The sequence below is a fragment of the Streptomyces sp. NPDC046939 genome, from assembly GCF_040644575.1.
In the GTDB taxonomy this organism is placed as follows: domain Bacteria; phylum Actinomycetota; class Actinomycetes; order Streptomycetales; family Streptomycetaceae; genus Streptomyces.
Map to the genome: position 1 here is coordinate 145828 of NZ_JBEYWV010000001.1, position 25719 is coordinate 171546.

Annotated in this window: 23 protein-coding genes; 11 read left to right on the forward strand and 12 right to left on the reverse strand. The window is 72.2% G+C overall.

The genetic code is table 11. The features are described 5' to 3' along the window. Positions 1-6: 6 nt before the first annotated feature. Together ABZ877_RS00650 and ABZ877_RS00655 are read right to left on the reverse strand one after the other, a co-directional pair. Complete coding sequence (locus tag ABZ877_RS00650) at positions 7-723, reverse strand: MIP family channel protein (RefSeq protein WP_361062838.1); 717 nt, start codon at positions 721-723, stop codon at positions 7-9. A gap of 140 nt (positions 724-863) precedes the next feature. Next, positions 864-1370, reverse strand: a complete 507-nt coding sequence (locus ABZ877_RS00655; RefSeq protein WP_361061952.1) for a cupin domain-containing protein — start codon at positions 1368-1370, stop codon at positions 864-866. 128 nt (positions 1371-1498) lie between these two features. Between ABZ877_RS00655 and ABZ877_RS00660 the strand changes: the two genes are divergently transcribed. From ABZ877_RS00660 to ssuE, 10 genes are all read left to right on the forward strand, one after another. Further along, entirely contained in the window at positions 1499-1933 is a 435-nt protein-coding gene (locus ABZ877_RS00660) for an Rrf2 family transcriptional regulator (RefSeq protein ID WP_361061955.1), read from the forward strand. Next, on the forward strand, positions 1930-2817 hold the full coding sequence (locus tag ABZ877_RS00665) for a DsbA family protein (RefSeq protein ID WP_361061958.1): 888 nt from the start codon (positions 1930-1932) through the stop codon (positions 2815-2817). The genes ABZ877_RS00660 and ABZ877_RS00665 overlap by 4 nt, the downstream gene beginning before the upstream one ends. A gap of 423 nt (positions 2818-3240) precedes the next feature. Continuing rightward, the gene (locus ABZ877_RS00670; RefSeq protein ID WP_361061961.1) at positions 3241-4806 is read left to right on the forward strand and encodes an ABC transporter substrate-binding protein; all 1566 of its coding nucleotides are present in this window, start codon (positions 3241-3243) and stop codon (positions 4804-4806) included. Continuing rightward, positions 4803-5792 carry an ABC transporter permease gene (locus ABZ877_RS00675; protein WP_361061964.1) on the forward strand — a complete coding sequence of 330 codons (990 nt, stop codon included), beginning with the start codon at positions 4803-4805 and terminating at the stop codon, positions 5790-5792. The genes ABZ877_RS00670 and ABZ877_RS00675 overlap by 4 nt, the downstream gene beginning before the upstream one ends. A 3-nt stretch (positions 5793-5795) precedes the next feature. After that, positions 5796-6686, forward strand: coding sequence for an ABC transporter permease (locus tag ABZ877_RS00680; protein WP_361061967.1), 891 nt, complete (start codon positions 5796-5798; stop codon positions 6684-6686). Continuing rightward, positions 6683-7579, forward strand: coding sequence for an ABC transporter ATP-binding protein (locus ABZ877_RS00685; protein ID WP_361061971.1), 897 nt, complete (start codon positions 6683-6685; stop codon positions 7577-7579). Before ABZ877_RS00680 ends, ABZ877_RS00685 begins: the two co-directional genes overlap by 4 nt. Then, positions 7576-8418: an ABC transporter ATP-binding protein gene (locus ABZ877_RS00690; RefSeq protein ID WP_361061974.1), complete on the forward strand. Its 843-nt coding sequence runs from the start codon at positions 7576-7578 to the stop codon at positions 8416-8418. The genes ABZ877_RS00685 and ABZ877_RS00690 overlap by 4 nt, the downstream gene beginning before the upstream one ends. Positions 8419-8442: 24 nt before the next feature. Next, positions 8443-9783, forward strand: a complete 1341-nt coding sequence (locus ABZ877_RS00695; RefSeq protein WP_361061976.1) for an LLM class flavin-dependent oxidoreductase — start codon at positions 8443-8445, stop codon at positions 9781-9783. After that, positions 9780-10550, forward strand: a complete 771-nt coding sequence (locus tag ABZ877_RS00700; RefSeq protein ID WP_361061979.1) for an alpha/beta hydrolase — start codon at positions 9780-9782, stop codon at positions 10548-10550. Before ABZ877_RS00695 ends, ABZ877_RS00700 begins: the two co-directional genes overlap by 4 nt. A 56-nt stretch (positions 10551-10606) precedes the next feature. After that, positions 10607-11155 carry an NADPH-dependent FMN reductase gene (gene ssuE, locus ABZ877_RS00705; protein WP_361061982.1) on the forward strand — a complete coding sequence of 183 codons (549 nt, stop codon included), beginning with the start codon at positions 10607-10609 and terminating at the stop codon, positions 11153-11155. 4 nt (positions 11156-11159) lie between these two features. Here ssuE and ABZ877_RS00710 read toward each other — a convergent pair whose 3' ends face one another. The 10 genes from ABZ877_RS00710 to ABZ877_RS00755 all read right to left on the reverse strand — a co-directional run bounded on the left by ABZ877_RS00710 (position 11160) and on the right by ABZ877_RS00755 (position 25181). Next, positions 11160-11822 carry a fasciclin domain-containing protein gene (locus ABZ877_RS00710; protein ID WP_361061985.1) on the reverse strand — a complete coding sequence of 221 codons (663 nt, stop codon included), beginning with the start codon at positions 11820-11822 and terminating at the stop codon, positions 11160-11162. Between the two features lie 149 nt (positions 11823-11971). Next, on the reverse strand, positions 11972-13549 hold the full coding sequence (locus ABZ877_RS00715) for a molybdopterin-dependent oxidoreductase (protein ID WP_361061988.1): 1578 nt from the start codon (positions 13547-13549) through the stop codon (positions 11972-11974). Between the two features lie 54 nt (positions 13550-13603). Continuing rightward, entirely contained in the window at positions 13604-14356 is a 753-nt protein-coding gene (locus tag ABZ877_RS00720; protein WP_361061991.1) for an anti-sigma factor, read from the reverse strand. Next, positions 14353-14937, reverse strand: a complete 585-nt coding sequence (gene sigK / locus ABZ877_RS00725) for an ECF RNA polymerase sigma factor SigK (protein WP_361061994.1) — start codon at positions 14935-14937, stop codon at positions 14353-14355. The genes ABZ877_RS00720 and sigK overlap by 4 nt, the downstream gene beginning before the upstream one ends. A 121-nt stretch (positions 14938-15058) precedes the next feature. Next, positions 15059-16537 (reverse strand): SDR family oxidoreductase, encoded by a 1479-nt coding sequence (locus ABZ877_RS00730; protein ID WP_361062841.1) that lies wholly within the window; start codon positions 16535-16537, stop codon positions 15059-15061. A 111-nt stretch (positions 16538-16648) separates the two neighbouring features. Further along, positions 16649-19009 carry an AbfB domain-containing protein gene (locus tag ABZ877_RS00735; protein ID WP_361061997.1) on the reverse strand — a complete coding sequence of 787 codons (2361 nt, stop codon included), beginning with the start codon at positions 19007-19009 and terminating at the stop codon, positions 16649-16651. A 174-nt stretch (positions 19010-19183) separates the two neighbouring features. Then, a complete protein-coding gene (locus tag ABZ877_RS00740; RefSeq protein ID WP_361062000.1) occupies positions 19184-19855 on the reverse strand; it encodes a TetR family transcriptional regulator in 672 nt (223 codons plus the stop codon). Between the two features lie 161 nt (positions 19856-20016). Next, positions 20017-22383: a GH92 family glycosyl hydrolase gene (locus tag ABZ877_RS00745; RefSeq protein WP_361062003.1), complete on the reverse strand. Its 2367-nt coding sequence runs from the start codon at positions 22381-22383 to the stop codon at positions 20017-20019. 147 nt (positions 22384-22530) lie between these two features. Then, positions 22531-24648, reverse strand: a complete 2118-nt coding sequence (gene glgX / locus ABZ877_RS00750) for a glycogen debranching protein GlgX (protein ID WP_361062005.1) — start codon at positions 24646-24648, stop codon at positions 22531-22533. Beyond that, positions 24645-25181: a pep a2 gene (locus tag ABZ877_RS00755; protein ID WP_361062008.1), complete on the reverse strand. Its 537-nt coding sequence runs from the start codon at positions 25179-25181 to the stop codon at positions 24645-24647. The genes glgX and ABZ877_RS00755 overlap by 4 nt, the downstream gene beginning before the upstream one ends. Before the next feature lie 286 nt (positions 25182-25467). Here ABZ877_RS00755 and ABZ877_RS00760 point away from each other — a divergent pair, with 286 nt between their 5' ends. Beyond that, complete coding sequence (locus tag ABZ877_RS00760; protein ID WP_361062011.1) at positions 25468-25716, forward strand: DUF5133 domain-containing protein; 249 nt, start codon at positions 25468-25470, stop codon at positions 25714-25716. Positions 25717-25719 lie beyond the last annotated feature (3 nt).

The following is a 25719-nucleotide window of genomic DNA, read 5'->3' on the forward strand; positions in this document are numbered from 1 at the left end:
AGGCTCTCAGGCCGCCGACACCTCGTCGGCGATCGTGCGCTCCTCGCCCGCCGGGTGCGTCACCCGGTGGACGAGCGCCGCGAGCAGGCCGCCGACCAGGGGCGCGACGATGAACAGCCACAGCTGCGACAGCGCGGAGCCACCGGCGAACAGCGCCGGGCCGAGGCTGCGCGCCGGGTTCACCGACGTGCCGGTCAGCGGGATGCCGATGAGGTGGATGACGGCGAGGGCGATCCCGATCGGCAGGCCGTCGAAGCCGACGACCGCGACCCGGTGCGTCACTCCGAGCACCACGAACACGAGGAGGAAGGTGAGGACGACCTCGGCGAGGAAGGCGCCGCCGGTGTTGATGTGCACCGCGGACCGGTCCCCGTAGCCGTTGCTGCCGAAGGCGCCGTCGGCCTGGAAGCCGGGCACCTGCTTGGCGAGCAGGAACAGCAGCGCCGCCCCGGCGATGCCGCCGACGAACTGCGCGATCCAGTAGCCGATCGCGGTCGCCACGTCGATGCGGCGGGCGCACAGCATCCCGAGCGTCACCGCCGGATTGACGTGGCACCCGGAGACCGGCCCCAGCGCGTAGGCGAGGGCGAGCAGGACGAAGCCGAAGGCGAGCGCGATGCCGAGGGTGCCGATGAACTCGACCCCCAGGACCGCGCACCCCACGGCGAAGAAGACCAGCAGCAGCGTTCCCAGGAACTCGGACGCCAACGCCCGCGTGCGCATGGCCATGGCCACCACCCTCACCTACGTCGATTGCAGTCGTGCCGTATGGAGAGCGTCGGCCGGACGGGGGACGCGCGCCCGCCGGGGGCGGCCTTCACGGGGCCGAAGGAGTGAGAAACCGGGCGCTGTACGGCCCTGCCTCAGCCGTCCTGGGGCGGCAGCGCGTGCAACTTGGGAAGGTTCACCACGATCGCTTCCTGTGTGCTGCGCGCGATGACGACGACGGCCTCCTCGGCCGGGTCCGGGTTCTCCTCACGGTGCGGCACGTACGGCGGTACGAAGATGTAGTCGCCCGGCGAGGTGCGCAGCCGGATCTCCCGCTCACCCTCGCCCGTGTCCTCCAGGAACACGAACTCCGGGTGCCCGCTGACCACATAGATGGCGGTCTCGGACTCCCCGTGGTGGTGGTCGGAGGAAGAGGTCGCCGGGGCGACGTGCGTCTGCCCCATCCACAGCTTCTCCGAGCCCACGGCCCGCCCGCTGACGGCGGCGAACCGGCGCATCCCGCCCGTCTGCGCGGTGTCGCCGTCCAGCGCGTCGGCCCGGATATGGTGCAGTCGGCTCCGCAGCGGGGCCGCCGAGGCGTCCGGAGCGTCATGGAGATGAGGGTGGAAGCCCTCGCCGGGCGTGGTCAGCGGATCGCTCATGGCCGGGACGCTAGAGCGCCTGCGAAAAGGATGTCAAGAGGTGTCCATTGGCTCTCACCTGCGGCAATGTTCCCGCAACAAAGGGAAGAACGCCCGTGCCGGGTTGACGGTCGGGGCATGATGGGCGCATGCACATCTCCGCGAAGGCGGACTACGCCACGCGGGCGCTCCTGGAGCTGGCCCGCGCCCCCGAACACCCGCTGACCTGTGAGGCCATCGCCTCCGCGCAGGGGGTCCCGTTCCGTTTCCTGAAGTCCGTGGTGGGCGAGTTGCGCAAGGCCGGGCTCGTGCGCAGCCAGCGCGGCTGCGAGGGCGGCTACTGGCTGGGCCGCCGCGCCGGGGAGATCACGCTCCTCGACGTGGTGCGCGCCGTCGACGGCGACCTGCTCACCCTGCGCGGCGAGCCGCTGGACGGCCTGGACTACCCGGGCGCCGCCGCCGGTCTGCCCGACGTGTACCGCCGCATCGAGGCCGACGCGTCGGCGGTCCTGGCCGGGGTCACCCTCGCCTCGCTGCTCCCGGCCGAGTCCGGCGAACCCCGGCCGGACCGGAGCGCGGCGTGACGGCCCCGCCCGGCGCGGGGGACCTCGAAGTCGTCGAGTACACCGACCCGTTCTGTCCGTGGGCGTGGGGTTCGGAGCCCACGTTCCGTCGGCTGCGGGCGGCGCTCGACGGACGGGCCCGCTGGCGCCGCGTCTACGGCATCCTGTTCGACGAGGGCGACGACGAGCCGCCCGACCCGGCGGCGGAGGCGGCCTGGTTCACACGCTACGTCGAGCAGGTCAGCGGCCACACGAAGGCGCCTCGCCCGGCCCTCGTGCACGCGCTCCCCGCGAGTTCCTGGGAGGCGTCCCGCGTGGCCAAGGCGGCGGAGGAGCAGGGCAGCCACGTCGCCGACCGGGTGCTGCGGCGCCTGCGCGAGGTGATGTTCCTGCACGGCCGTCCGCCCGCCTCGCTCGACAGTGCCATGTCCGCCGTCGAGGTGCTGCCGGTCCTCGACGCGGACCGGCTGCGGGCCGACGCCGAGTCCGACGCCGTACGAGACCGCGTGCGGGCCGACTGGGCCGAGACACGCAGACCGGTCCCCGAGGCGCTCCGGGCCGACGCCGACTCGCCGCACCCGGGCGCGGCCAAGGAGACACACGACGGTCAACTCCGTTACGCCATGCCGACGTTGCTGTTCCGTGCGCCGGGCGGCCATCGGCTCGTACCCGGCTGGCGGCCGTACGAGGAGTACGCGGCGGCCGTCGAGGAGCTGTGCCCCGGCCTGCTGCCGGAGGCCACGCCGAGACTGCCGGCGGCCGAGGCGCTGCGGCGCTACACGAGCCTCACGGGGCCCGAGGCCGAGGTGCTGACGACCGGGCCGTGGCCGCCGCCCGGGGCGCTGCGGTACGACACGGCGGGCGGTCCGCTGTGGTACCTGCCGGACAACAGGCCCCGCTCCTAGCCGCTGAGCGCGCCCGTGACCAGCGAGGAGAGTCCGTCCGCCGAATGAGACACCTTTTGGTGTCCATTGACACGGGCCGATGACCGGCCCCAGGATGTGGCACATGCTCACGACGCACCCCGGTGTGGTGTGCCGCTACGTGGACCTGCGGCGCACCTGTAGCGCCCTCTGTCGCTGACCGACCGAGTCCCTCGCCTCCGCGCTGCCCGCGCGACTTCCCGGCCGAGCGCACTTCTCCCCGCGCCGCCGTGTTCCCCACTTCGCAGTGATCCCCGTACTCAGGTCTCATCCCGTGACCCGCTGACGCTCAGGCCCCGCTCCGCCGTGCCCGCACGCCCGTGCACGCCGGTCCGCGTCCGTGCCGGTCCCCGGGGTGCCGCCGCCCGCCCGCGCCCTCGCGCGGGCCCTCGACGAAAGAGAACCATGCCCGGACGCCGCACGCCCCGTCGCCCCGCCGGCCTTGTCCGCCCCGCCGCCCGGCTGCGTACCGCAGGTCTCGTGACCGGCCTGGCCGCCCTCCTCGTACCGGCTCTCGGCGCCTGCGGCGGCGATGCCGCGTCGGCGGGCGGGGGCTCCGCCCTGAAGTGGACGTCCTCCTACTTCCCGACCCACTGGGACCCCGTCGTCGGCGGCAGTGGTGCCCAGTTCCGCGAACTCGCCCTCGTCTACGCCTCGTTGACACGCACGAACGAGAAGGGCGACGCGGTGCCCGACCTCGCCAAGAGCTGGGAGTACAACGCCAAGGGCGACGAGATCACCTTCCACCTGCGCCCCGGGCTGCACTTCAGCGACGGTGAACCGGTGAACGGCGCCGCGGTGAAGGCCGCGATCGAGCGCGCCAAGAAGCAGCGGAACTCCGCGCTCTTCGGCGACCTGACCTCGATCGAGTCGGTGGAGGCGAAGGGGCTCGACGCCGTCGTCCACCTGAACCAGGTCGACTACCAGATACCGCAGTTGTTCGGGCAGCGGGTGCTGCAGATCGCCAGCCCGAAGGCGGCGAAGTCCCCGGCGAAGCTCGACCAGAACCCGGTCGGCGCCGGGCCCTTCACCGTCACCCAGATCGTCCCCGGCACCAAGGCGGTCCTGAAGAAGAACCCGGACTACTGGGACGCCGACAACATCCACATCGACAGCGTCGAACTGACTTCGGCGCCCGACGCCGCCACCGTCATCTCCGGGCTCCAGACCGGCGTCTACAACTTCGCCGACATCGAGCCGAGTCAGGCGTCCGCCGCGAAGAAGGCCGGTCTCGACGTGTTCGTGCAGCCCGGCTTCAACGCCTCCAACATCAGCCTGAACATCAACAAGAAGCCGTTCGACAACGACAAGGTCGTCGACGCGATCCGCTACGCGGTCGACCGCCAGGAGTTCGTCGACAAACTCACCTTCGGCTACGGCGAGACCACCGACCAGCCCTTCCCCAAGGGGTACATCGCCTACGACCCGCAGTCGGAGAACGCCTACCCGCACGACGTGGCGAAGGCGAAGAAGCTGCTCGCCGAAGCGGGCTACAAGCCGGGCGCCCTCAAGCTGAAGCTCGTCATCCCCGCCGAGGACCCGCAGGCCGAGATCGTCCAGTCGCAGCTCGCGAAGGCCGGCATCACCGTCGACATCAAGATCGACAAGAACTGGGCCACCCCGTTCTTCGCCAAGGACCTCACCTTCTCCCTGTACTCGACCACCGGCCGCGACTCCGCCGCGCAGACCCTCACCGCCCACTTCGGCCCGAACGGACCGCTCAACCTCTCCTCGCCCTATGAGCCCGACGGCTTCGAGGCCGCCATCGCCAAGGTCCGCAGGACACCGCTCGACTCGCCCGACTACGCCAAGACCCTGCAGGCGGCGACGCGGGCCGGACTTGCGAGCAAGGCGCTCGTCTTCACGTACTCCCAGCCCAACCTCATCGCCAAGAGCAAGGCCATCTCGAAGCTGCCCGCGAACCCGGCCCACATCGACTGGACCGGCGTCACCATCGGCGGCGCCAAGTGACGGCCGCCCGCTCCCGCACCCGCCACGCCGTGGGCCGCGTCGCCGCCGCCCTCGGCCGGTCGGTCGCCCTCTTCGTCCCCGTCTTCCTGGTCGCCACGTTCGTGACGTTCGCGCTGCGCTCGCTCAGCGGACTCAGCCCGGCCCGCATCCAGCTCGGCGAGGAGGCGACCCCGCGGGCCGTGGCCCGCGTCGAGGCCGAGTGGGGGCTCGACCGGCCCTTCCTCGTCCAGTACGGGGACTGGTTCAACGGCATCCTCCACGGTGACCTGGGCACCAGCTGGACCAACGGCGCCGACATCTCCACCCTCATCGGCGTCGGACTCGGCGTCAGCCTGTCCATCGCGACGTTCGCACTCCTCATCGGGGTCGTCGTCGGCTTCGCCCTCGGCACCCTCGCCGCGCTGCGCCGCACCACCTGGATCGACCGGGCCGTCACCGGCTTCGTCACCGTCATCTCCGTGATGCCCGCGTTCGTCGTCGGCATCGTCCTGGTCGCCGTGTTCGCCGTCGGACTGCACCTGTTCCCGTCGGCCGGGTACGTGCCCGCCGGGCAGGGTGTCGGGCCGTGGCTCGCCCACATCACCCTGCCCGCGCTCGCCCTCAGCTTCGACGTCGTCGCGGACGTGGCCCGGCAGCTGCGGACCAGCCTCATCGCCGCGTACAGCGAGAACTACGTGACCGGCGCCGTCGTCCGTGGCCTCAGTCCTCGCCGCATCTTCTTCGGCCACGTCCTGCGCAACGGGCTCGGCCCGACACTCGCCACGCTCGGACTGAAGTTCCCCGCCCTGGTCGGCGCCTCCGTCGTCACCGAGTGGATCTTCGGCCTGCAAGGGTTCGGGCGGTTCGCCAACGACGCCGCCCAGTCCGGGGACGTCCCCGCCGTACAGGGCGTCCTCGTCGTGTCGATCGTCCTGGTCGTCACCTTCAACCTGCTCGTCAACCTCGTCCTGGCCCGCGTGACCCCGGCCTCGCAGAGGGGAGTGTGAACCGTGGTGCGCCGCGTCCTCAGCCTGACCTCCGGACGGATCGCCGTCACCATCCTCGCCGTCGTCGCCCTGCTCGCGATCCTCGGCCCGCTGCTCGCCCCGCAGGACCCGCTCGCCACCAGCGCCCACACCCTGGCGGACGCCTCCTCCGCGCACTGGCTCGGCACCGACTACCTGGGCCGCGACACGTTCAGCCGCCTCCTCGACGGCTCCCGCGTCAGCGTCCTCGGCTCCCTCGAAGTCGCCGTCACCGCACTGGTCGTGGGCGCGATCCCCGGCATCCTGTCGGTCTACCTCGGCCGCGCCTTCGAGTGGCTCACCCTGCGACTGACCGACACGCTCGTCGCCCTGCCGTTCCTGCTGTTCGCCGTCGCCGTGATCGCGCTGCTCGGCAACGGCATCACGCAGGCCATGCTCGTCACCGGCGTCCTCGTCTCGCCGCTGTTCTACCGGGTGGCGCGCGCCGCGACCCTCACCGTGGCCCGCTCGCAATACGTCGAGGCCGCGCTGATCTCCGGCGCCTCGCTCGGCTGGATCGTCCGCCGCCACGTGTGGACGAAGGTGCTGCCGCCGCTCGCGGTCGCCCTCGCACAGACCATCGGCGTCGGCTTCGTCATCGTCTCCTCCCTCACCTTCCTCGGCATCGGCGTCCAGCCACCGGCCCCGACCTGGGGCGGACTGCTCGCCTCCGACCTCGCCTACCTCAGCCACCAGCCGTGGGCGCCCGTCGCCCCCGCCCTGCTGATCATGGTGACGGTCTGGGCGGCCAACCTGCTCGCCGACGCCATCCGCGACGTCTCCGGCGAGGCGGGGCGCGCCCTCGTCAACCGCCGCAAGGCCCGCGCCCACCGCACCGACTCCGCCGAACCCGTCCCCGCCGGAGGTGCCCGATGACCCAGAAGACCCTCGCGGAGCCGGTCACCGCGACCCCACCGCAGCCCTCGTCCGACCCGGCGCCGCCCGCCGTGCTCTCCGTGCGCGATCTGCGCATCAGCGACCTCGCGGGCGGCCGCGAGATCGTGCACGGGGTGAGCTTCGAGCTGACGCCGGGCAAGACCGTCGGCATCGTCGGCGAGTCCGGCAGCGGCAAGACCCTCACCTGCCGCGCCGCCCTCGGCATCCTGCCCCCGCACTTCGAGATCACCGGCGGCTCGGTCGAGATCGCGGGCACCGACATCACCACCCTCACCCAGGACCGGTGGACCGAGCTGCGGGGGAGCACGATCAGCGCGGTCTTCCAGGACCCCGCCTCCTACCTCAACCCCTCGATCCGCGTCGGCGCCCAACTCGCCGAGGTGCTGCGCGTGAAGCTGGGGCTGGGGCGCCGCGAGGCCCGCGAGCGGGCCGTCGAGCTGCTGCGCGCGGTCCATCTGCGCGACCCCGAACTCGTTCACCGCCAGTACCCGTACGAACTCTCCGGAGGCATGCTGCAACGCGTCCTCATCGCCGCCGCCATCGCCGCCCGGCCGCGCGTCCTCATCGCCGACGAGGCCACGACCGCGCTCGACGTCACCGTGCAGGCGGAGATCCTGGACCTCCTCACCGACCTGCGCGCGGAGAACGGGCTCGCGCTCGTCGTCGTCTCGCACGACCTCGCCGTCGTCGCCCAGCTCTGTGACGAGGTGCTCGTCATGCGCCAGGGCGAGGTCGTCGAGTCCGGACCGACCCGCACCGTCCTGCGCGCGCCGCGCCACGCGTACACCCGGCTGCTGATCGCCGAACACGAGCTCTACGGCCTGGACACGTTCCGTACGCCGTCGGCCACCGAAGCGAAGGAGGACGTGTGAGCGCCGACGAGACGGCCCAGGACCCGGTGCTGCGGATCACCGACCTCGACGTGCACTACGGGCACCGCCGACGCCGCCGCCAGGCCCTGCACGGCGTCTCGCTGAGCGTCGCGCCGGGCGAGACCGTCGGCCTCATCGGCGAGACCGGCTCCGGAAAGTCCACCCTTGCCCGTACCGTGCTCGGCCTGGTCCCGGCGACGCGCGGCTCGATCACCGTCGGGGGAGCGGACGTCACCTCCTACGGCCGCCACCAATGGCGCGAGCTGCGCAGGAGCGGGGTCGTACAGTACGTCTTCCAGGACCCGCTGCGCAGCCTCGACCCGGACCTCACCGTCGAGGACTCGCTGAGCGAACCCCTCCTCGTACGGGGCGTGGCACGCGCCGAGGCGGCGGAGCGAGTGAGGAGCTTCCTGGACCGGGTGCGCCTCACCGAGGACCTGCTCGGCCGCCTGCCCGGCGAGCTGTCGGGCGGTCAGCGCCAACGCGTCGCCGTGGCACGGGCCCTGGTCACCCGGCCCCGCCTCGTCCTCCTCGACGAACCGGTCAGCGCCCTCGACTCCGCCAACCGCGTCCAGATCCTCGACATCCTCAAGGAGCTGCGCGCCGAGGGCACGGCGCTCCTCCTCATCTCGCACGACCTCGGCTCCGTCGCCGGGGTCGCCGACCGCATCGCCGTCCTGTACCGGGGCGAACTCGTCGAGACCGGCGCCGCCCACCGCATCGTCAACGAGCCCCGGCACCCGTACACCCGCCTCCTGCTCGGCTCCGCGCCCACGCTGCACGGCGCCCCGGCCGACCGCGCCGAACGGGACGCGCTCCGCGCCCTGCTGCACACGTAGCCCCTCACAAAGACAGGAACACCGATGCCCCGCAAGAAGATCCACCTCGCGCTGCACCCGTACGGGGTCGGCGGCCCCGGCCAGCACGGGCTGTGGAAGGACCCGCGCGTCGCCAAGAACGCCAGCATCGACATCAACTACTACATACGTCAGGCGCAGGCGGCCGAACACGCGCTGTTCGACGCCCTGTTCATCGTCGACAGCCAGTTCATCAACGCCACCTACCCCTCGCACTACCTCAACCGGCTCGAACCCCTCACCCTCCTGTCGGCCGTCGCCACGCACACCCGGCACATCGGGCTCGTCGGCACCGCCAGCTCCACGTACAACTCACCGTTCAACCTCGCCCGCCGCTTCGCCTCCCTCGACCACATCAGCGGCGGCCGGGCCGGCTGGAACGTCGTCACCAGCTTCGACACCGGGACCTCGAAGAACTACGGCCTCGACGAACACCTCGACTACGCGACGCGCTACGGCCGCGCCCTGGAGTTCGTGCAGGTAGCGCAGGGGCTGTGGGACTCGTACGAGGACGACGCCTTCCCCGCCGACGTCGAGCGCAACGTGTTCCTGGACCCGGCCAAGCTGCACGCGCTCGACCACGAGGGGGAGCACTTCAAGGTCGCCGGGCCGCTCAACATCTCGCGCTCGCCGCAGGGCCAGCCGGTGATCTTCCAGGCCGGTGTCTCCGAGGAGGGCCGCGACCTCGCCGCGCGCGTCGCCGAGGGCATCTACGCGCCCGGCGGGCCGCTCCCGCAGGCGCGGGAGTACTACGCCGACATCAAGCGCCGCACCGCCGCGTACGGCCGCGACCCCGAGCACATCAAGATCTTCATCCACGGCGGCCCCGTCGTCGCGGCGACCGACGAGGCCGCGCGCCGCCGCGAGCGGGAGATCTTCGAGGAGGACAACGACTTCGACCGCCACCTCGCGCTGCTCGGCCGCTCCTTCGGCGCGTACGACTTCAGCGCGCACGACCTGGACGCGCCGTTCCCGGATGTCGCGCACCTCGCCGAGAAGGGCGGCCGTACCGGAGCCGCGAAGATCATCGAGCGGGCGAGGAAGGAGGGGCTGACCCTCCGTCAAGTCGCGCAGTCGCTCGCCGAGTTCCGGCGCTCGCCGTTCGTCGGCGCGCCCGAGACCGTCGCCGACCGCATCGAGGAGTGGTTCGACGCCGGCACCTTCGACGGCATCAACCTCGCCTTCCGCACCGAGGAGGAGCTGGAGCTGTTCGTCGACGGCGTCGTGCCGATCCTCCAGAAGCGCGACCTGTTCCGCACCGCGTACGAGGCCGACACCCTGCGCGGCAACCTCGGCCTGCCGATCCCCGCCAACCGCCACACCGTCACCGCAGGAGAGCCCGCATGAGCCAGTACACCGACCACCACGCACCCGAGGGGCTGCTCACCCGGGGCACCGTCGTCGTGGTGCCGGGCCGGGGCGAGACCCGGGCCGCCTACGACCGGCTCGGCAAGCGCCTCGCCGCCGACGCCTACCGGGTCCGTGTCGTCGACGCGGAGGAGCCGGCCGCCGAGGACCTGCCCGCGGCGCTGGACGCCCTCGGCGCACGGATCGCCGCCGCCGTGCCCGAGGGCGACACCGTACGTCCGCTGGTCCTCGTCGGCGCCGACACGGGAGCCGCCGCGCTCGCCGCGCTGTTCGGCCGCGAGGAAGACGTCCCGGGCCTGCGGCCCGACGCGCTCGTCCTCGCCGGGCTGCCCGGGAACGGTGCCGCCGCCACCGCCGCCACCTGGGACGAGGAGCTGGACGTACGCACGACGTGCCCCACGCACCGCGGCGTCCTCACCGGCGACGCGCAGGTCCGGCGCGGCGCCCTCGGCGCGCCCGTGCCGGACTCCCTGCTCGACGCGGCCCACGCGACCGCCTCCGGCCTGCCCCACCTGCTGCTCGTCGGCGACGGCGATCCGCTCGCCGACCACGACGCCCTCACCGGTCTCTCCAAGAGGCTGCCCCGCGCCCGCCTCGCCGCCGTGCGCGGCGCCCGGCACGACGTCCTCAACGACCAGCAGCACCGCTCGGTGGCCGCCGAGATCGTCACGTTCCTCGAAGCGCTGCGCGGGGCCCCTGACGGGGAGCCGGCACCGCTCGTCACCGTACGGACGAGCTCCTGGTAGGTCCCGCCCCGCCCCACCGGCCGACCGAACGCCGCACCGAACCCGAAAGGTCTCCCATGGCCGCCATCCTCTCCGTCTCCGGAAGCCCGTCAGCCACCTCACGCACCGGCCGCCTCCTGCGCCACATCGACGCACGGCTCGTCGGCGGCGGCCACGACGTGAGCGCGCTCGACGTCCGTGACCTGCCCGCCGACGCGCTGCTCGGAGCCGACTTCGGACACCCGGCGATCGTCGACGCCGCCGAGCGGTTCGCCCGCGCCGACGGGATCGTCATCGGCACGCCCGTCTACAAGGCCGCCTACAGCGGGCTGCTCAAGGCGCTGCTCGATCTGCTCCCGCAATACGCGCTCGCCGGGAAGACGGTGCTGCCGCTCGCCACCGGCGGCAGCACCGCGCACGTCCTGGCCATCGACTACGCGCTGCGCCCCGTCCTGTCCTCCATGGGCGCGGCGCACATCGTGCCCGGGTGGTTCACCCTCGACAAGGACATCACCGTCGAGGGCGACCGCACGGTCATCGCGCCCGCGTCCGCCGCGGCCCTGGAGCAGGCCGCCGACGTGTTCTCGGCCGAGCTGAGGGGGCGGGTGAGCGTGCTCACGCCGTAGTGGCTCAGCTCTTGGGCATGAGCACCGAGTCGATGATGTAGACGTTGGCGTTGGCGGTCTTCACGTTGCCGCAGACCACGTTGGCCGTGTCGTTGACCTTGTAGGACTCGCCGGAGCCCGACGTGGTCAGCCTCGACTTCTCCAGCGTCTCGAACGACCCCTTCTCCAGGTCCTTCGGCGTCAGCCGCTGGCCCACCACGTGGTAGGTCAGGACCTTGGTGAGCAGGGCCTTGTCGTTCAGGACCTTGTCCAGGTCGGCCTTCGGGATCTTGGCGAAGGCGTCGTTGGTGGGCGCGAAGACCGTGATGTCCTCCGCGTTGTTGAGGGTGTCGACGAGGCCCGCCTTCTTGACGGCGGAGACCAGCGTGGACAGCGCGGGGTTGTGCGAGGCGGCCGTGGCGACCGGGTCCTTCGCCATGCCGTCGAAGGAGCCGGCCCCGTCCTTCGGGACCGACGAACAGGCCGGACCGAACGGTTCGGACATCGCCGCCGGGGACTCGGACGGGCTCGCCATGTCCGATCCCGCGCCCGCGCCCTCGGTGGAGCTCGCGGAAGCGCTGTTCGACGCCTTGTCCTTGGAGTCGTCGTCGGAGCAGGCGGTCAGCGCCAGGGGCAGGACGGCGCTGACGGCGGCGGCTACGGCGATGCGACGGATTCGGGTGCGCATGGCAACTCCTCGACGAGTGGGTGCAACGAATTGGTTCGCGAAGGCGATCTGCCTTCGTCGTGGGGAATCCGGAACCGGCCGCCCCCCGGATTGGTGGATCTTCCGCGTATTTCCGGACGGGTGACAACGCGCGCGCGGCGGGGCCGTGTTCAGTCGACGGTGACGACGACCGAGTGCCACCCGGAGGCGCCGTCGGGGATCGTCGGGGCGCGCTGCTCCGTCTGCGTCTCACCGGTGCGGTCGGTGGCCCGGACCGTCAGCGTGTGGCCGCCCTTGGTCGCCTGCCAGGCGTAGGACCACTGGCGCCAGGTGTCCCGGGTGTCCTCGGCGGCCAGCCGCGCCTCTTCCCACGGCCCGTCGTCGACGCGCACCTCGACCTTGTCGATGCCCCGGTGCTGGGCCCACGCCACGCCCGCCACCATGACCGTGCCGGACCCCGGCCGGGCGAAGGGCTTGGGCGTGTCGATGCGCGACTCGGTCTTGACGGGGGCCCGCCGCGCCCAGTCCCGCCGGACCCAGTACGCGTCGTAGGCGTCGAAGGTGGTCAGCTCGATGTCCTGGATCCATTTGCAGGCGGACACATATCCGTAGAGTCCGGGGACGACCATGCGGACGGGGAAGCCGTGCGCGAACGGCAGGGGCTGCCCGTTCATGCCGACGGCGAGGAGCGCGTCGCGGCCGTCCATGACGTCGTCGACGGGGCTGCCGATGGTCATGCCGTCGACGGAGCGGGCCACGAGCTGGTCGGCGGGGCCGCCCTCGGACGGCGGGCGCACCCCGCACCGCCTGAGCAGATCGGCGAGGCGGACGCCGATCCAGCGGGCGTTGCCCACGTAGGGGCCACCGACCTCGTTCGAGACACAGGTGAGGGTGATGTCACGCTCGACGAGCGGCATCCGCAGCAACTCGGCGAAGGTGAGGGTGCGTTCACGGGTCACGCCCTTGCCGTGGATCCGCAGCCGCCAGGTGTCGGCGTCGACCTTCGGCACGGTCAGGGCGGTGTCGACGCGGTAGAAGTCACCGCTCGGGGTCAGGAACGGGCTGACGCCGCCGATCCGCAACGCCGCGCCGCGCGGGACGGGCGCCGCCGCCGAGGCCGGGGCGGGCAGGACGACGCTGTCGCGCGAGGCGACGGCGGACCGGCCGCGCGCCCCGCCGAGCGCCCGGCCCGCGGCGCCCACGCCGGTCGAGGCGACGGCGGCCGCCGCCGCGGCGAGGAGGAAACCGCGGCGGTCCCACCCCGGCTCGCCGGGCGCTCCCCGTGGCGTCGACAGGCGTCCGGCCAGCCAGTACAGGAGAGCGGCACCGGCGACCGCCCCGACGGCGGAGGGCAGGGCGTCCGTGGGGCCCGTCGAGTCGGGCCGGGTCACCGCCGCCCACGCGCCGACGACCCCGAAGGCGAGGACCCCGGCCGCGCCGGCCCTCCGCCACCGGGTCGCGACCACGCCCAGGGCGAGGGCGAGCAGGGTCAGCACGGCGAGGATGCCCAGTTGCAGCACGAGCTTGTCGTCCGTGCCGAACCGGCGGATCGCCCAGTCCTTGACCGCCGGGGGCGTCCGGTCGATCGCCGCGCCGCCGACCGCGACGACCGGCCCCGCCTGCGGTCGTACGGCGGCGGCGGCCAGTTCGGCGACGGCGATCGCCGCGTACCCGGCGAGCAGACCGCTCAGCGCCCCCAGCGACACACGGGTGGCCCGGGGGAGCGGTTGAGGTGTGGTGTCGTCCATGTCCGGGAATCCGTCCCCGCGGCCCGCTCGGATTGGTGCGTCCCGCCGGCCGGGTCACGCGGGCAGCGGCGTCAGCGCCACCGGGGCGGACGTCGGATGCTCCGAGCCGCCCGCCGGCTCCACCGTGATCCCCATGCCGGTCGCCGTGCCGACCCGGCCCGCCAGGAGCACACTCTGCGCGCTGCGCCCGGGGTCCATGAGACCGGCCGAGCGCATCGTGCCGCCGTCGTCGAACCACAACTGGTAGACCTTGCCGCCCGGCGGACGCTCCATGGACGCCGCCACGAACACGGCCTTGTCCCGCTCCTGCGACACGACGACGGTGCCGCTCGCGCCGCCCGCCAGACGTGCCGTACGGGTCTTGGCGTCGGGCGCCGCGAGGACGTCCGCCACCTGGTCCGTGGCCCGCCGCGCCTCCCGCGCCGCCTGCCGGGCGTCCTCGGCCTCCTGGTGCTGCCAGATGGTGGTCCCGCCGAGCGCGGCGACCGCCGCGAGACAGGCGGCCAGCGCCCACCGCGTGAGCCGCCGGCCGCGCCGGACGGCCGCCGGGACGCTCGCCGGAGGGGCCGTGCGCGGCGGCTCCTGACGCACGCCGTCGATCCGCCGCAGGACCGCCTCCTTGAACCCCTCGGGCGGCACGACCGCCGCCGCGCTCCCGAGCCGGGCCGCCGTCGCCGCCAGCTCCCGCACCTCCTGGGCGCAGGCCGGGCAGGCGTCGAGGTGCCGCTCGAACGCGGCCTCCTCCTCCGGGTCGAGCGCGTGCAGCGCGTACGCCCCGGTCAGCGTGTGCAGATCCGCGCCGGTCATGCGCTCACCCCCAGGCAGTCCCGCAGGCGGATCAATCCGTCGCGAAGTCGTGTCTTCACCGTACCCAGCGGCACGGAGAGAAGTTCCGCGACCTGGCTGTAGGTGAGACCGCGGTAGTACGCCAACGACACGGACTGGCGCTGGAGTTCCGTCAGCGTCCGCAGGCAGCGCCGCAGTTGCTCCGCCTCCAGGCGCGTCTCCACCGCCTCGGTCACCTCGTCGAACTCCGGGGTGCGGGCGAGCAGCGCCGCCTTGTGGTCCCGCGCGGCGGCGGCCTCCACGGAGCGGACCCGGTCGATGGCGCGGCGGTGGGCGAGGGTGAGCACCCAGTTGACGACCGTGCCGCGGTCGGTGCGGTAGCGGGCGGCGTTGCCCCACACCTCGACGAGCACCTCCTGGGCGACCTCCTCCGACTGGGCGCGGTCGCGCAGCACGCCGCGCACGACGCCGAGCACCGATCCCGCCACGGCGTCGTACACCGAGGAGAAGGCGTCCTTGTCTCCCTTGGCCACCTCGGCCATGAGCTCCTCGAGGCTGGGCCCCGCCTCTGGCGGCGGCCCGATGTGGACGGCTTCCTTCACGTTCGCAGACCTCCGGGCTCTTCGTGCGTGCGTGCCCCCGTGCGGTCACGGGCGCGGTGGTAATACGGAGCCGGGGCACGCGCGGATGGGTCCGACTTTCCCTGAGGCGCGGACCGGGGGCTCAGGAGCGTCCGGGGGCCCGTTCGGCGGCGCGGGCGATGTTGCGGGCCATGCCGCCGAAGACCACCGCGTGGAAGGGCGCCACGCTCCACCAGTACGCCTGCCCCGCCAGGCCGTGCGGGTGGAACAGGGCGCGCTGCCGGTAGCGGGAGCGCCCGTCGCCGAGCGGTTCCACGGCCAGCTCCAGCCAGGCGAGGCCGGGCAGCCGCATCTCGGCGCGCAGCCGGAGCAGCCGTCCGGGCTCGATCTCCTCGACGCGCCAGAAGTCCAGGGAGTCGCCGACGCGGAGCCGGGACGCGTCGCGCCGCCCGCGCCGCAGCCCCACACCGCCCATCGCCCGGTCGAGCCAGCCGCGCACGGACCAGGCGACCGGCAGGGAGTACCAGCCGTGCTCGCCGCCGATGCCCTCGACCACGTCCCAGAGCCGCCCCGCGTCGGCGCCCACGACGCGCTCCCGCTCGTCCGTGTAGAGGGAGCCGCCCGCCCAGTCAGGGTCGGTGGGCAGCGGGTCGCTGGGCGCCCCGGGGTAGGAGGCCGAGGACCAGCGTGTGGCGACCGCCGCCTGCTGGACGCGGCGCAGGGCGAGCGTGACGGCCTCGTCGAAGCCGATGAGCCCGTTCGGCGGGTCCGGCACGTACCGGGCGATGTCGTGCTCGTCGCAGATGACCTCGTGGCGCAGCGACTCGCACAGCGGCCGGGCGATGGACGCGGGCACGGGCGTCACCAGGCCGACCCAGTGGCTCGACAGGCCGGGGGAGAGCATGGGCACGGGCAGCAGGAGCCGTCTGGGCAGCCGCGCCTCGGCCGCGTAGCGGACCATCATGGCGCGGTAGGTGAGGACGTCGGGGCCGCCGATGTCGAAGGCGCGGTTGACGTCCGGCGGCATGGTCGCGCTGCCGACGAGCGTACGGAGCACGTCGCGCACGGCGATCGGCTGGATCCGGGTCCGCACCCAGCTCGGCGTCACCATGACGGGAAGGCGCTCGGTCAGATAGCGCAGCATCTCGAACGACGCCGAGCCCGAGCCGATGATGACGGCGGCTCGCAGGACGGTCGTCGGCACCCCGGAGGCGAGCAGGATGTGCCCGACCTCGGCGCGGGAGCGCAGGTGCGGCGAGAGCTCGTGCTCGGGGACGCCCGCCGGGGTCAGCCCGCCGAGGTAGACGATGCGCCGCACCCCGGCCTCGCGGGCCTGTTCGGCGAAGATCCGCGCGGCCTCGCGGTCGGTCCGCTCGAAGCCGTCGCCGGTGCCGAGGGCGTGCACCAGGTAGTAGGCGACGTCGACGCCGGTCATCGCCTCGCGCACGGAGGCGGCGTCGGTCACGTCGCCGCGGACGATCTCCACATCCTTCGACCAGGGGTGGTCGCGCAGCTTGGCCGGGGTGCGGGCCAGGCAGCGCACCTCGTGGCCCGCCGCGAGCAGTTCGGGCACGAGCCGGCCGCCGATGTAACCGCTCGCCCCGGTCACCAGGCAGCGCATCCCCTCGTCGGCCACCGCGTCCACGACCTTCCCTCGCTCGGTGTCGCTGTCGTCTCCACCCTGTGGTGCGGGGGTCCGCCGCGCCAGCGGACCCGCCGCACCGCCTTCACTTCAGGGTGCCCAGGGCGCCTCCACCGCCCACGTCGTGTCCTCGGTGAACAGGTAGGGGCTGTCCGCGGCCCGCGAGCCGCCCGGCACGGCCAGGCGGATCTCGGCGTTGTAGTGGCGCAGGTACTGGCCCGGATAGTTCTGTGCCATCAGCCGCACCCCGCCCTGCCCGGGCACCGCGCAGAACGTGGCGTCCGCGCGGAACAGCGCCGAGCCGTCACCCGCCTCCCGGTGCACGCGGAAGTCGCGGTGGCGCAGGTACTCGCCCGGGTAGTTGCGGGACTCGAAGGAGTAGCACGCGCTGTCCGCGAGGCCCGGCACGATGCGCCAGGTCGCGTCGTTCTTCAGCAGGTCGGCGCTGCCGCTGTTGACGACCTCCGTGTAGGCGAGCGCGTCCTTGTGCCGGATGTAGCGGTCGGTGTAGCCGGGGGTGGTGGCCCGCAGCGACCTGTATCCGGTGGGCAGCGTGACCGGCGCCGCCGGGCTCTTCGAGGCGCTGATCAGGGCCTGGTTCGCCGCCTTGACCCGCGCCTGGTCGACCTTGGTGACCTGACGGTCGTACGTGAGGAGGCCGTTGACCTCGTTCTCGACGTCCGTGATCTCCGTGTAGACCGAGGCGGAGAGCCCGGCCGGCATCTGCTGGAGGCGCAGCGCGTCGATCAGGCCGATGAACCGGTTGTCCAGATGCGCGGCGTCGGCCTGGTCCTCGTACGAGAACCCGTTGCCCGGCGACCACTCGTGCCCCGCCACCCGCAGGCCGAGCCCGCCGAACTCGCCGAGGACGGCGGCGCGCGTGGCCGACGGACGGGTCACCCCCGGTCCTACGTAGATGTGGTGGTCGACGACGTCACCGTTGCCGCCGTCGACAGCGCCGCAGCAGTTGACGCCGCTCATGTTGTCGACGAGGCGCGAGGGGTCGGCCGCCTTCACCTTGTCGGCGATGCGGGCCTGGTCGTACTGGCCCCAGCCCTCGTTCTCGTCGACCCACATCACGAGCGACGGGGAGCTGCGGTGCTCGTCGATGATCTGGTCGAACTCGGCCTCCCACTGGGTGCGGGCGGCGGCGTCCGGGGTGCGGGTGTCCATCGCGGGCATGTCCTGCCAGACGAGGAGCCCGAGCCGGTCGGCCCAGTAGAACCAGCGCTGCGGCTCGACCTTGATGTGTTTGCGGACCATGTTGAAGCCGAGGTCCTTGTGCTTCTGAAGGTCGTACTTGAGGGCGTCGTCGGTGGGCGCGGTGTAGATGCCGTCGGGCCAGTACCCCTGGTCGAGGGTGCCGCTCTGGAAGACGAACCGGCCGTTGAGCAGGAGGCGCTGCTTGCCGTCGACCGTGCCGCGCGCGATCGACCGCATCCCGGCGTACGAGCCGACGGAGTCGACCACCGTGGAGCCGCTGACCAGCTCGGCCCGCACGTCGTACAGGAACGGATCGTCCGGCGACCACAGGTGCGGGTCGGTGACGCGCACCGACAACTGCGAGCCGACCGCGCCCGTCGCCGTGCCCACCGTCGTGCCGCCCGCGCTGACGGTGACGCGTGCGCTCTGACCGCCGACCCCGTCGCCGCGCACGGTGACGCGCAGGGTCGAGTCGGACAGGTTCGGCACCATGTCGAGGCGGGTGATGTGCGCCGGGGCGGTCGGTTCCAGCCACACGGTCTGCCAGATCCCGGAGGCGGCGGTGTAGAAGATGCCGCCGCCGGGGTGCGGCGTCACGTCGTTGATGCGCTGCTTGCCGACGGCCTGGCCGCCGGTCTGGGTCGGGTCGAAGACCGAGACCACGAGGGTGTTGGTGCCGCCGTTGAGCAGTGGCGTGATGTCGTACCCGAAGGCGTCGTAGCCGCCGCTGTGCACGGCGCCCGCCTGCTGTCCGTTGACCCACACCGTCGTACGCCAGTCGCTGGCGCCGAAGTTGAGCTGGACGCGGCGGCCGTTCCAGTTCGACGGCACGGTGAAGGTGCGCTTGTACCAGAGCTTGTCGTTTTGGGTGATCTTGCGCTGGATGCCGGAGAGCGCGGACTCCGCGACGAACGGGACCCGGATCTGCTCGGTGAAGGACGCCGGCTGCCCGGCGTTGGCCGAGGTGACGGCGAAGTCCCAGATGCCGTTGAGGTTGGCCCAGTCGGGCCTGGTCAACTGCGGTCTCGGATATTCGGGGAGCGGATTGTCGCGGGGGACCTGGGCGGTCCACGGCGTCGTCATCGGCGCCGGTTTCGGGGTCCAGGCCGTGGGCGCCGCCTGCGCGGCGGGCGCCAGGGCGGTGACGCCGCCCAGGAGCAGGGCCAGGGCGGAGAGCAGGATGCCGAGCGCGTGACGCGCCGGTCTGCGGCGGAGCGGGGAACGGGTGGGGGCGGGGTGATGGCGCATCGGAGCTCCTCGTGTCGCGGGTCGCGGCCGGGTGGATCCGTGAAGGCGTGCCAAGGGTGCGCAGCGATGTCTTACATCGTTGTAAGGGCAGTTTCTACGCACTCGCCAGGGACACGTCAACGCCCCGGACGCACTCGATCACGTACGAGGTTCACTGACGAGGTGACGGGCGTGCTACGAGACGGAGTGCGGGCCCAACGCGTCAAGGACGTCGCCGAGTTGCGCGGCGGAGAGGGCGGGGGAGGGCAGCGGGGAGGCGGCGGGAGAGACGCGCAGGCTGTCGAGGAACAGGGCGAGCGGGCGGCGCCAGGCGTCGGCGGTGGTCGCGGACGTCAGGGCCGGGACGGCGCGGCCGAGCGCGGCCAGGGCGAACAGGACGTCCTCGGGTGTGACGTCCGGGCGCACGCTGCCCTCCTCCCGGCCGCGCTCCAGGAGGAGCGCCACGGTGCGGCGGTTGTGCGCGTGCACGGCCTCCAGCGCCTCGACGCCCCGGAGCGGCGTGGTCATGAGGTCGTTGGTGCCGCGGTCGGAGGCGAGGACGGTGAAGACGGCGTCGAGGTAGGCGGTCAGCCCCGTCCACGCGTCGGCGGCCCGCCGGGCCTCCTCACCCGCCGCCGTCGTGCCGGCCAGCGCCTCGTGGAAGACGGCGTCCACGAGCGCGACGCGGGTGGGGAAGTGACGGTACAGCGTCGCGTTGCCGACCCCGGCCCGGCGTGCGATGACATCGAGCGGCGCCTCAAGACCCTGCTCCCGGAACACCTCACGGGCCGCCTCGGTCAGCAGCTCGCGATTGCGCCGCGCGTCCCGCCGGACCGGGGCCGCTCCGCGGTCTTCGGCGTGGGGCATCGTCGTCCTCCGTGGGGATGGTGCGGGGAGCGGGGAGGGCTCCCCGGGGATGCTACCGCCCGTCCGGGAAACGGGGCGGCGCGCCCGGCACGGGTCACGCGCGCGTGCGGCCCCGCCCCCAAGGGCAGGGCCGCACGCGCTTCACCCGCCTCGCTCAGCGCTCAGCGCTGGGCGGCCAGCGCGGGCGGGGCCATACCGGCGCCCCAGTTCGTCGGCTCCTCCGAGAGGTTCACCTTGATGGTGCCGGAGCGGAGCAGGTCCTTGTGGGAGAGCCAGCTCCGGTGCAGTGCGCCCTTGCCGGTCCGTACCGAGGAGACGTACTGGAGCTTCGAGGCGTCGGCGCCCGGCGCCTCGACGGTGATGCGGCGGCCGTGCGCGGGCCGGATCTCGACCTTGTCGAACATCGGCGCCGAGACGATGTAGTGCGCCGAGCCGGGCTGCGCCTCGAAGACGCCCGCCATGGCGAAGACGAGCAGCGACGACGTGGAGCCGAGGTCGTCATTGCCGGGCATGCCGTACGCGTCGTCGGTGTACAGCGTCCGCAGGGCGCGCAGCACGGCCGAGGTCTTCCACGGGGAGCCGGTCCACGCGTACATCCACGGCGCGTGGAAGTCGGGCTCGTTGTTCGGGTTGAAGGCGAAGTTGTTGTGGTAGTCGTAGGCGCCCGTCACCCAGGACCCGGAGGCGGCCTTCGCCGGGTCGGAGAGCACGGTCGGCAGGTCGAAGAACGTGTCGAGCCGCTGCTCGGCACCCTTCTCACCGCCCATCAGCCCGAACAGGGTCTTCGGGTCCTGCTGCGCGAGCCACTGGTACTGCCACGCGGTGCCCTCGTGGAAGGCGCCGGACTTCGTCGGGTCGGGGTCACCGGCGACACTGCCGTCGGCGTTCCTCGTGACCGGGAAGCCGGTGTACCCCTTCGAGGTGACGGAGGCGTCCCACAGCTTGGTGAAGTTGTCGCAGCGCGCGGCGAGCGCCGCGGCCTCGTCCTTGTGGCCGAGGCCGTCGGCCATGGTGGACAGGGAGCAGTCGGCGAGCGCGTACTCGAGGGTCGCCGAGCCCGCCTGGCGGCTGTCGCCGAACTTGTATCCCGGCAGGTTCTGGTAGCCGACGAAGCCGTTCTTCACGTACGTCGGGTTGCCGTCGCGGCCACGGAAGAGCGACTGGTCGGCGGGGACCTCGTTGGCGTTCTTCCACAGGGCGGCGAAGAGCTTGTCCGACGTGCGCCGGTCGAGCAGGCCGCGGTGGTACAGGTCGACGATCCACGGGGTGACGGGGTCGCCGCTCATCACGTTGGTCTCACCGCCGCCGAGGCCCCAGCGCGGCAGCCAGCCCCCGTCCTCGTATATCCGCAGGACCGACTTGGCCATGTCCCTGGCCTTGTCGGGTTCGAGCAGCGCCACGAGCTGGTTCTGCGAGCGGTAGGTGTCCCAGAGGGAGAACATCTGGTAGTACGGCGCGTCCGCCCGGTGCACCTTGTCGTCGAAGCCGCGGTAGCGGTTGTCGACGTCGGAGCCGATCGAGGGGTGCAGGAGCGAGCGGTAGAGCGCGCTGTAGTAGGTGCGCCGGTCGGCGGTGGAGCCACCGGCCACCCGCATCCGGTTCAGCTCGTCCTTCCAGGTGTCATGGGCGTGCGTGCGCGCCTTGTCGAACGAACGGGGCTGCTCCGCCTCGCGGTTGAGCCGCGCGCCGTCGACCGAGGTGTAGGACAGGCCCACCGAGGAGCCGACCCGGTCCCCCTTCGCCGGGTCGAACGACAGCCAGGCACCGGCGCGCTTGGTGCCGCGCGCCGCCTCACGCCGCCCGGGGGTGAGCGTGGAGTCCGTCCATGTGCCGAACGTCTTGAACGTCCGGTCGAACTTGGCGCTGAAGTAGACCCGGTAGCGCTCCTTGCCGGTCTCCCCGCAGAAGTTGCCGCCCTGGACCCAGCCCTCGACGGTGTCGTTCCCGACCACCTCGATGTCACCGGCGTAGGTGCTGCCGTTGCTCTCGCCGGCCTCGATGAGCACGTTCTGCGCGCCCGCGCCGCCGGGGTAGGTGTAGCGGTGCTGGCCGGTGCGCTGGGTGGCGCTCAGCTCGGCCTCGATGCCGTTGTCGAAGGTCACGCCGTAGTAGCCGGGCGACCGCGTCTCGTGGTCGTGGCTGAACTTGGCGGCGTACCGCGCCGGGTCGGAGGAGGTGACCGCGCCGGTGGTCGGCATGAAGCGGATGTTGCCCATGGTCTGGCAGCCCACACCTGACAGGTGGGTGTGGCTGAAGCCGAGGATGGTGTCCTGCGCGTAGTCGTAGGAGGCGTACTTGTTCAGCTGGGTGTCGGGGCTGAGCTGCACCATGCCGAACGGGGTCGTGGCCCCCGGGAACGTGGTGCCGTCACCGTTGTTGCCGATCGACGTGTCGACCAGGGTGGTGGGGTCCTTGGCGAACCGCGGCCCCCGCTCGTGGGCGCTCGCGACGCCGGTCGTGGTGGCGGTGGCCGTGGCCAGGGTGGCGATGACCAGGGCGGCGGTGGACAGGCGTTTCCACGCTCGCATCGCGATCCTCTCGTGCGACAACGTTGTCATACGTGCCCGTCGATCTTTGTTCCTCGGGTGCCGTCCCGTCAATGCGTCGTTGCGAGAACGATGCCGTCACCCGGACGGATGCCCGGGTGACGGCAGGTTCGTGTGGTTCCGCGCCGGTCAGCGGCGCTTTCGCCGGCCCTCGGTCTCACCCGGCGGGCGCGAGAGCACGACCAGGCTCCGCTCCGTCACGAGCAGCGAGGTCCCCGCCTTGTGCTCCCGCTCGTCGGCGGCGCCGTTCGGCTCGGCCGTGTCGATGAGGGTGGTCCAGCGCGTGCCGAAGCAGGCGTCCGGGAGAGTGAACTCCATCGGTTCCCAGAAGCAGTTGAACAGCATCAGGAAGGAGTCGTCCACGGCCGTGCGGTTGCGGGAGGCGGGCGCCGGGACCTCGTCGCCGTTCAGGAACACGCCGATCGTGTGCGCGTCCGGCCGCCCCCAGTCCTTGGGGGTCATCTCGGCGGCGTCCGGCCGCAGCCAGACCAGGTCGGGCAACTGCCCCTCTTCCTGCGGGACGCCCTCGAAGAAGTGGCGGCGGCGCAGCACCGGATGGGCCTTGCGCAGGGCGATCAGCTCCCGCGTGAAGGCGAGCAGTTCCCGCTCCTCCTCGCCCAGGTCCCAGTCGATCCAGCTCAACTCGTTGTCCTGGCAGTACGCGTTGTTGTTGCCGTTCTGGGTGCGGCCCAGCTCGTCGCCGTGGCTGAGCATCGGGATGCCCTGGGACAGCATCAGCGTGGTCAGGAAGTTGCGTTGCTGGCGGGCGCGCAGCTCCCGTACCGCCGGGTCGTCGGTGGGGCCCTCGACGCCGCAGTTCCAGGAGCGGTTGTGGCTCTCGCCGTCCTGGTTGTCCTCGCCGTTGGCCTCGTTGTGCTTGTCGTTGTACGAGACCAGGTCGCGCAGGGTGAATCCGTCGTGCGCGGTGACGAAGTTGACGCTCGCGCGCGGGCGGCGCCCCTCGTGCTCGTACAGGTCGGCGGAGCCGGTGAGACGGGAGGCGAACTCCGGCAGGGAGTGGTCGGTGGTGCGCCAGAAGTCGCGGACGCAGTCGCGGTACTTGCCGTTCCACTCGGACCACAGCGGCGGGAAGTTGCCGACCTGGTAGCCGCCGTCGCCGAGGTCCCAGGGCTCCGCGATCAGCTTCACCCGGCTGATCACCGGGTCCTGCTGGATGACGTCGAAGAACGCGGAGAGCCGGTCCACCTCGTGGAACTGGCGGGCCAGCGTCGCGGCCAGGTCGAAGCGGAAGCCGTCGACATGGCACTCGGTCACCCAGTAGCGCAGCGAGTCCATGATGAGCTGGAGCACGTGCGGGTGGCGCACGAGCAGGCTGTTGCCGGTGCCCGTGGTGTCGTAGTAGCGGCTGAAGTCCTCGTCCGACAGGCGGTAGTACGAGGCGTTGTCGATGCCGCGGAAGGAGATCGTCGGCCCGTTCTCGTTGCCCTCGGCCGTGTGGTTGTAGACCACGTCGAGGATGACTTCGAGGCCGGCGGCGTGCAGGTCCTTCACCATCTGCTTGAACTCGGTGACCTGCTCGCCGAGCGTGCCGCGGGCGGCGTAGGCGTGGTGCGGGGCGAAGAAGCCGATCGTGTTGTAGCCCCAGTAGTTGGACAGGCCCTGGTCGAGCAGGAAGCCGTCCTGGAGGAACTGGTGGACCGGCATCAGCTCGACCGCCGTCACGCCCAGGGACTTCAGGTGCTCGACGACGGCCGGGTGCGCGAGCCCCGCGTAGGTGCCGCGCAACTCCTCGGGTACGTCCGGATGGGTGCGCGACAGACCCCGTACGTGTGCCTCGTAGATGACCGAGTCGGTGTACGAGTGCGACGGCGGCCTGTCGTCGCCCCAGTCGAAGGAGCGGTCGACGACGACCCCGCACAGCCCGTGCCCCGTGTCGCCCTTGCGGCGGGGCAGTTCGTGGACGGCGAGGGCGTAGGGGTCGAGGAGGAACGCCGAGGAGTCGCAGCGGTGTCCGGAGCTGGGCTCCCAGGGGCCGTGGACGCGGTAGCCGTAGCGCTGGCCGGGGCCGACGTCCGGCAGGTAGCCGTGCCACACGCAGCCGTCGATCTCGGGCAGCGTCACCGACCGCTCGCCGCCGTCCGGGTCGAGCAGGATCAGGTCGACCTGGTCGGCGACCGCGCTGAACAGGGCGAAGTTCGTGCCCTTGCCGTCGTGGGAGGCGCCGAGGGGGTAGGGGCGCCCGGCCTGGACGCCCCCGTTGCCGCTGTTCGTCGTACGGCCCGTCACGAGGCGGTTCCGGCGGGCGCGTTCTGCAGGGCGGGCGCGCCCTCGGCGGCGGGCGCCGTCTCGCGGGCGGCGCTCGCGGTCTCCACCGGGGTCTGCGGAAGCGTCAGCGCCTCACTGGACCACGGCGCCGGTTCCTTTCCGGCGAGCGGTTCGCGGTCGTGGTCGGACTTGCGCAGGGAGAACCAGATGATGCGCCGGCTGTTGGTGGTGCAACTGCCCCAGCCGTCGCTCAATGTCGCTATTTCCAGCAGGTGGGACTCCTCGTCGTCGCGCCGCGCCGCCTCGGACGCGTCGTGGTGCGACACGGCGGTGATCAGGTGCTGGCCGGTCCACCAGGTCTCGATCTCCACGCGCTCGGCGGGTCCTTCGGCGGCCGCGTGCAGCAGCACACCGACCCCGCGGGTCGCCGACGTCACCAGCTTCTGCAGCCCCCAGTAGCGGAGGTGGGCCGCCACGACGCGCTGCATCTGTGTGACGCGCTCCGGCGAGGACTCCACCTCGACGTGGTAGTAGCGGGGCTCTGTCCGGTTCATGGTTCGTGCTCCTCACCGCGTGACTCACGCCTGGACGCGACGACTTCCCGTGCGCACGTCGCGTGAGCTCTGCTCGCTCGAGAGTCCATGACCAGCCTTGACCGCATACTCCATTGGTGCAACACGAGCGTGACCGGCCGGTGACGCTGCGCTCAACAGGACGGATCGCCGATCACCCCGCACCATGGTGGGGAGCGGCCCTGTGTGACGGTCCGCTCCCACTCCGTGCATGTTCGGCAACCCGTGGGGTCATGTCCCCGCGGATTCCAGGAGGTCGACGGATGCCATGGACGCATCACAGGTCGGCGAGGAGATCGAGGGCCAACTGAAGCGATACCGGTGGTGGGAGCGCCGTTTCCTGGCGGCTCCCACAGATGCGAGGGTCCGCGCGCGGTTCGAGCTGGCCGTCGAGGCGCTGTGCGCCGCGACCGGCGAGCGATGCGGCCGCGAGGCGGCCTCCACGGCCGAGCGCCATGTGCGCGCCGTTCGTCCCACGGGCGGGGACGGACGGCGGCCGACGAAGCGCACCGTATGAGCC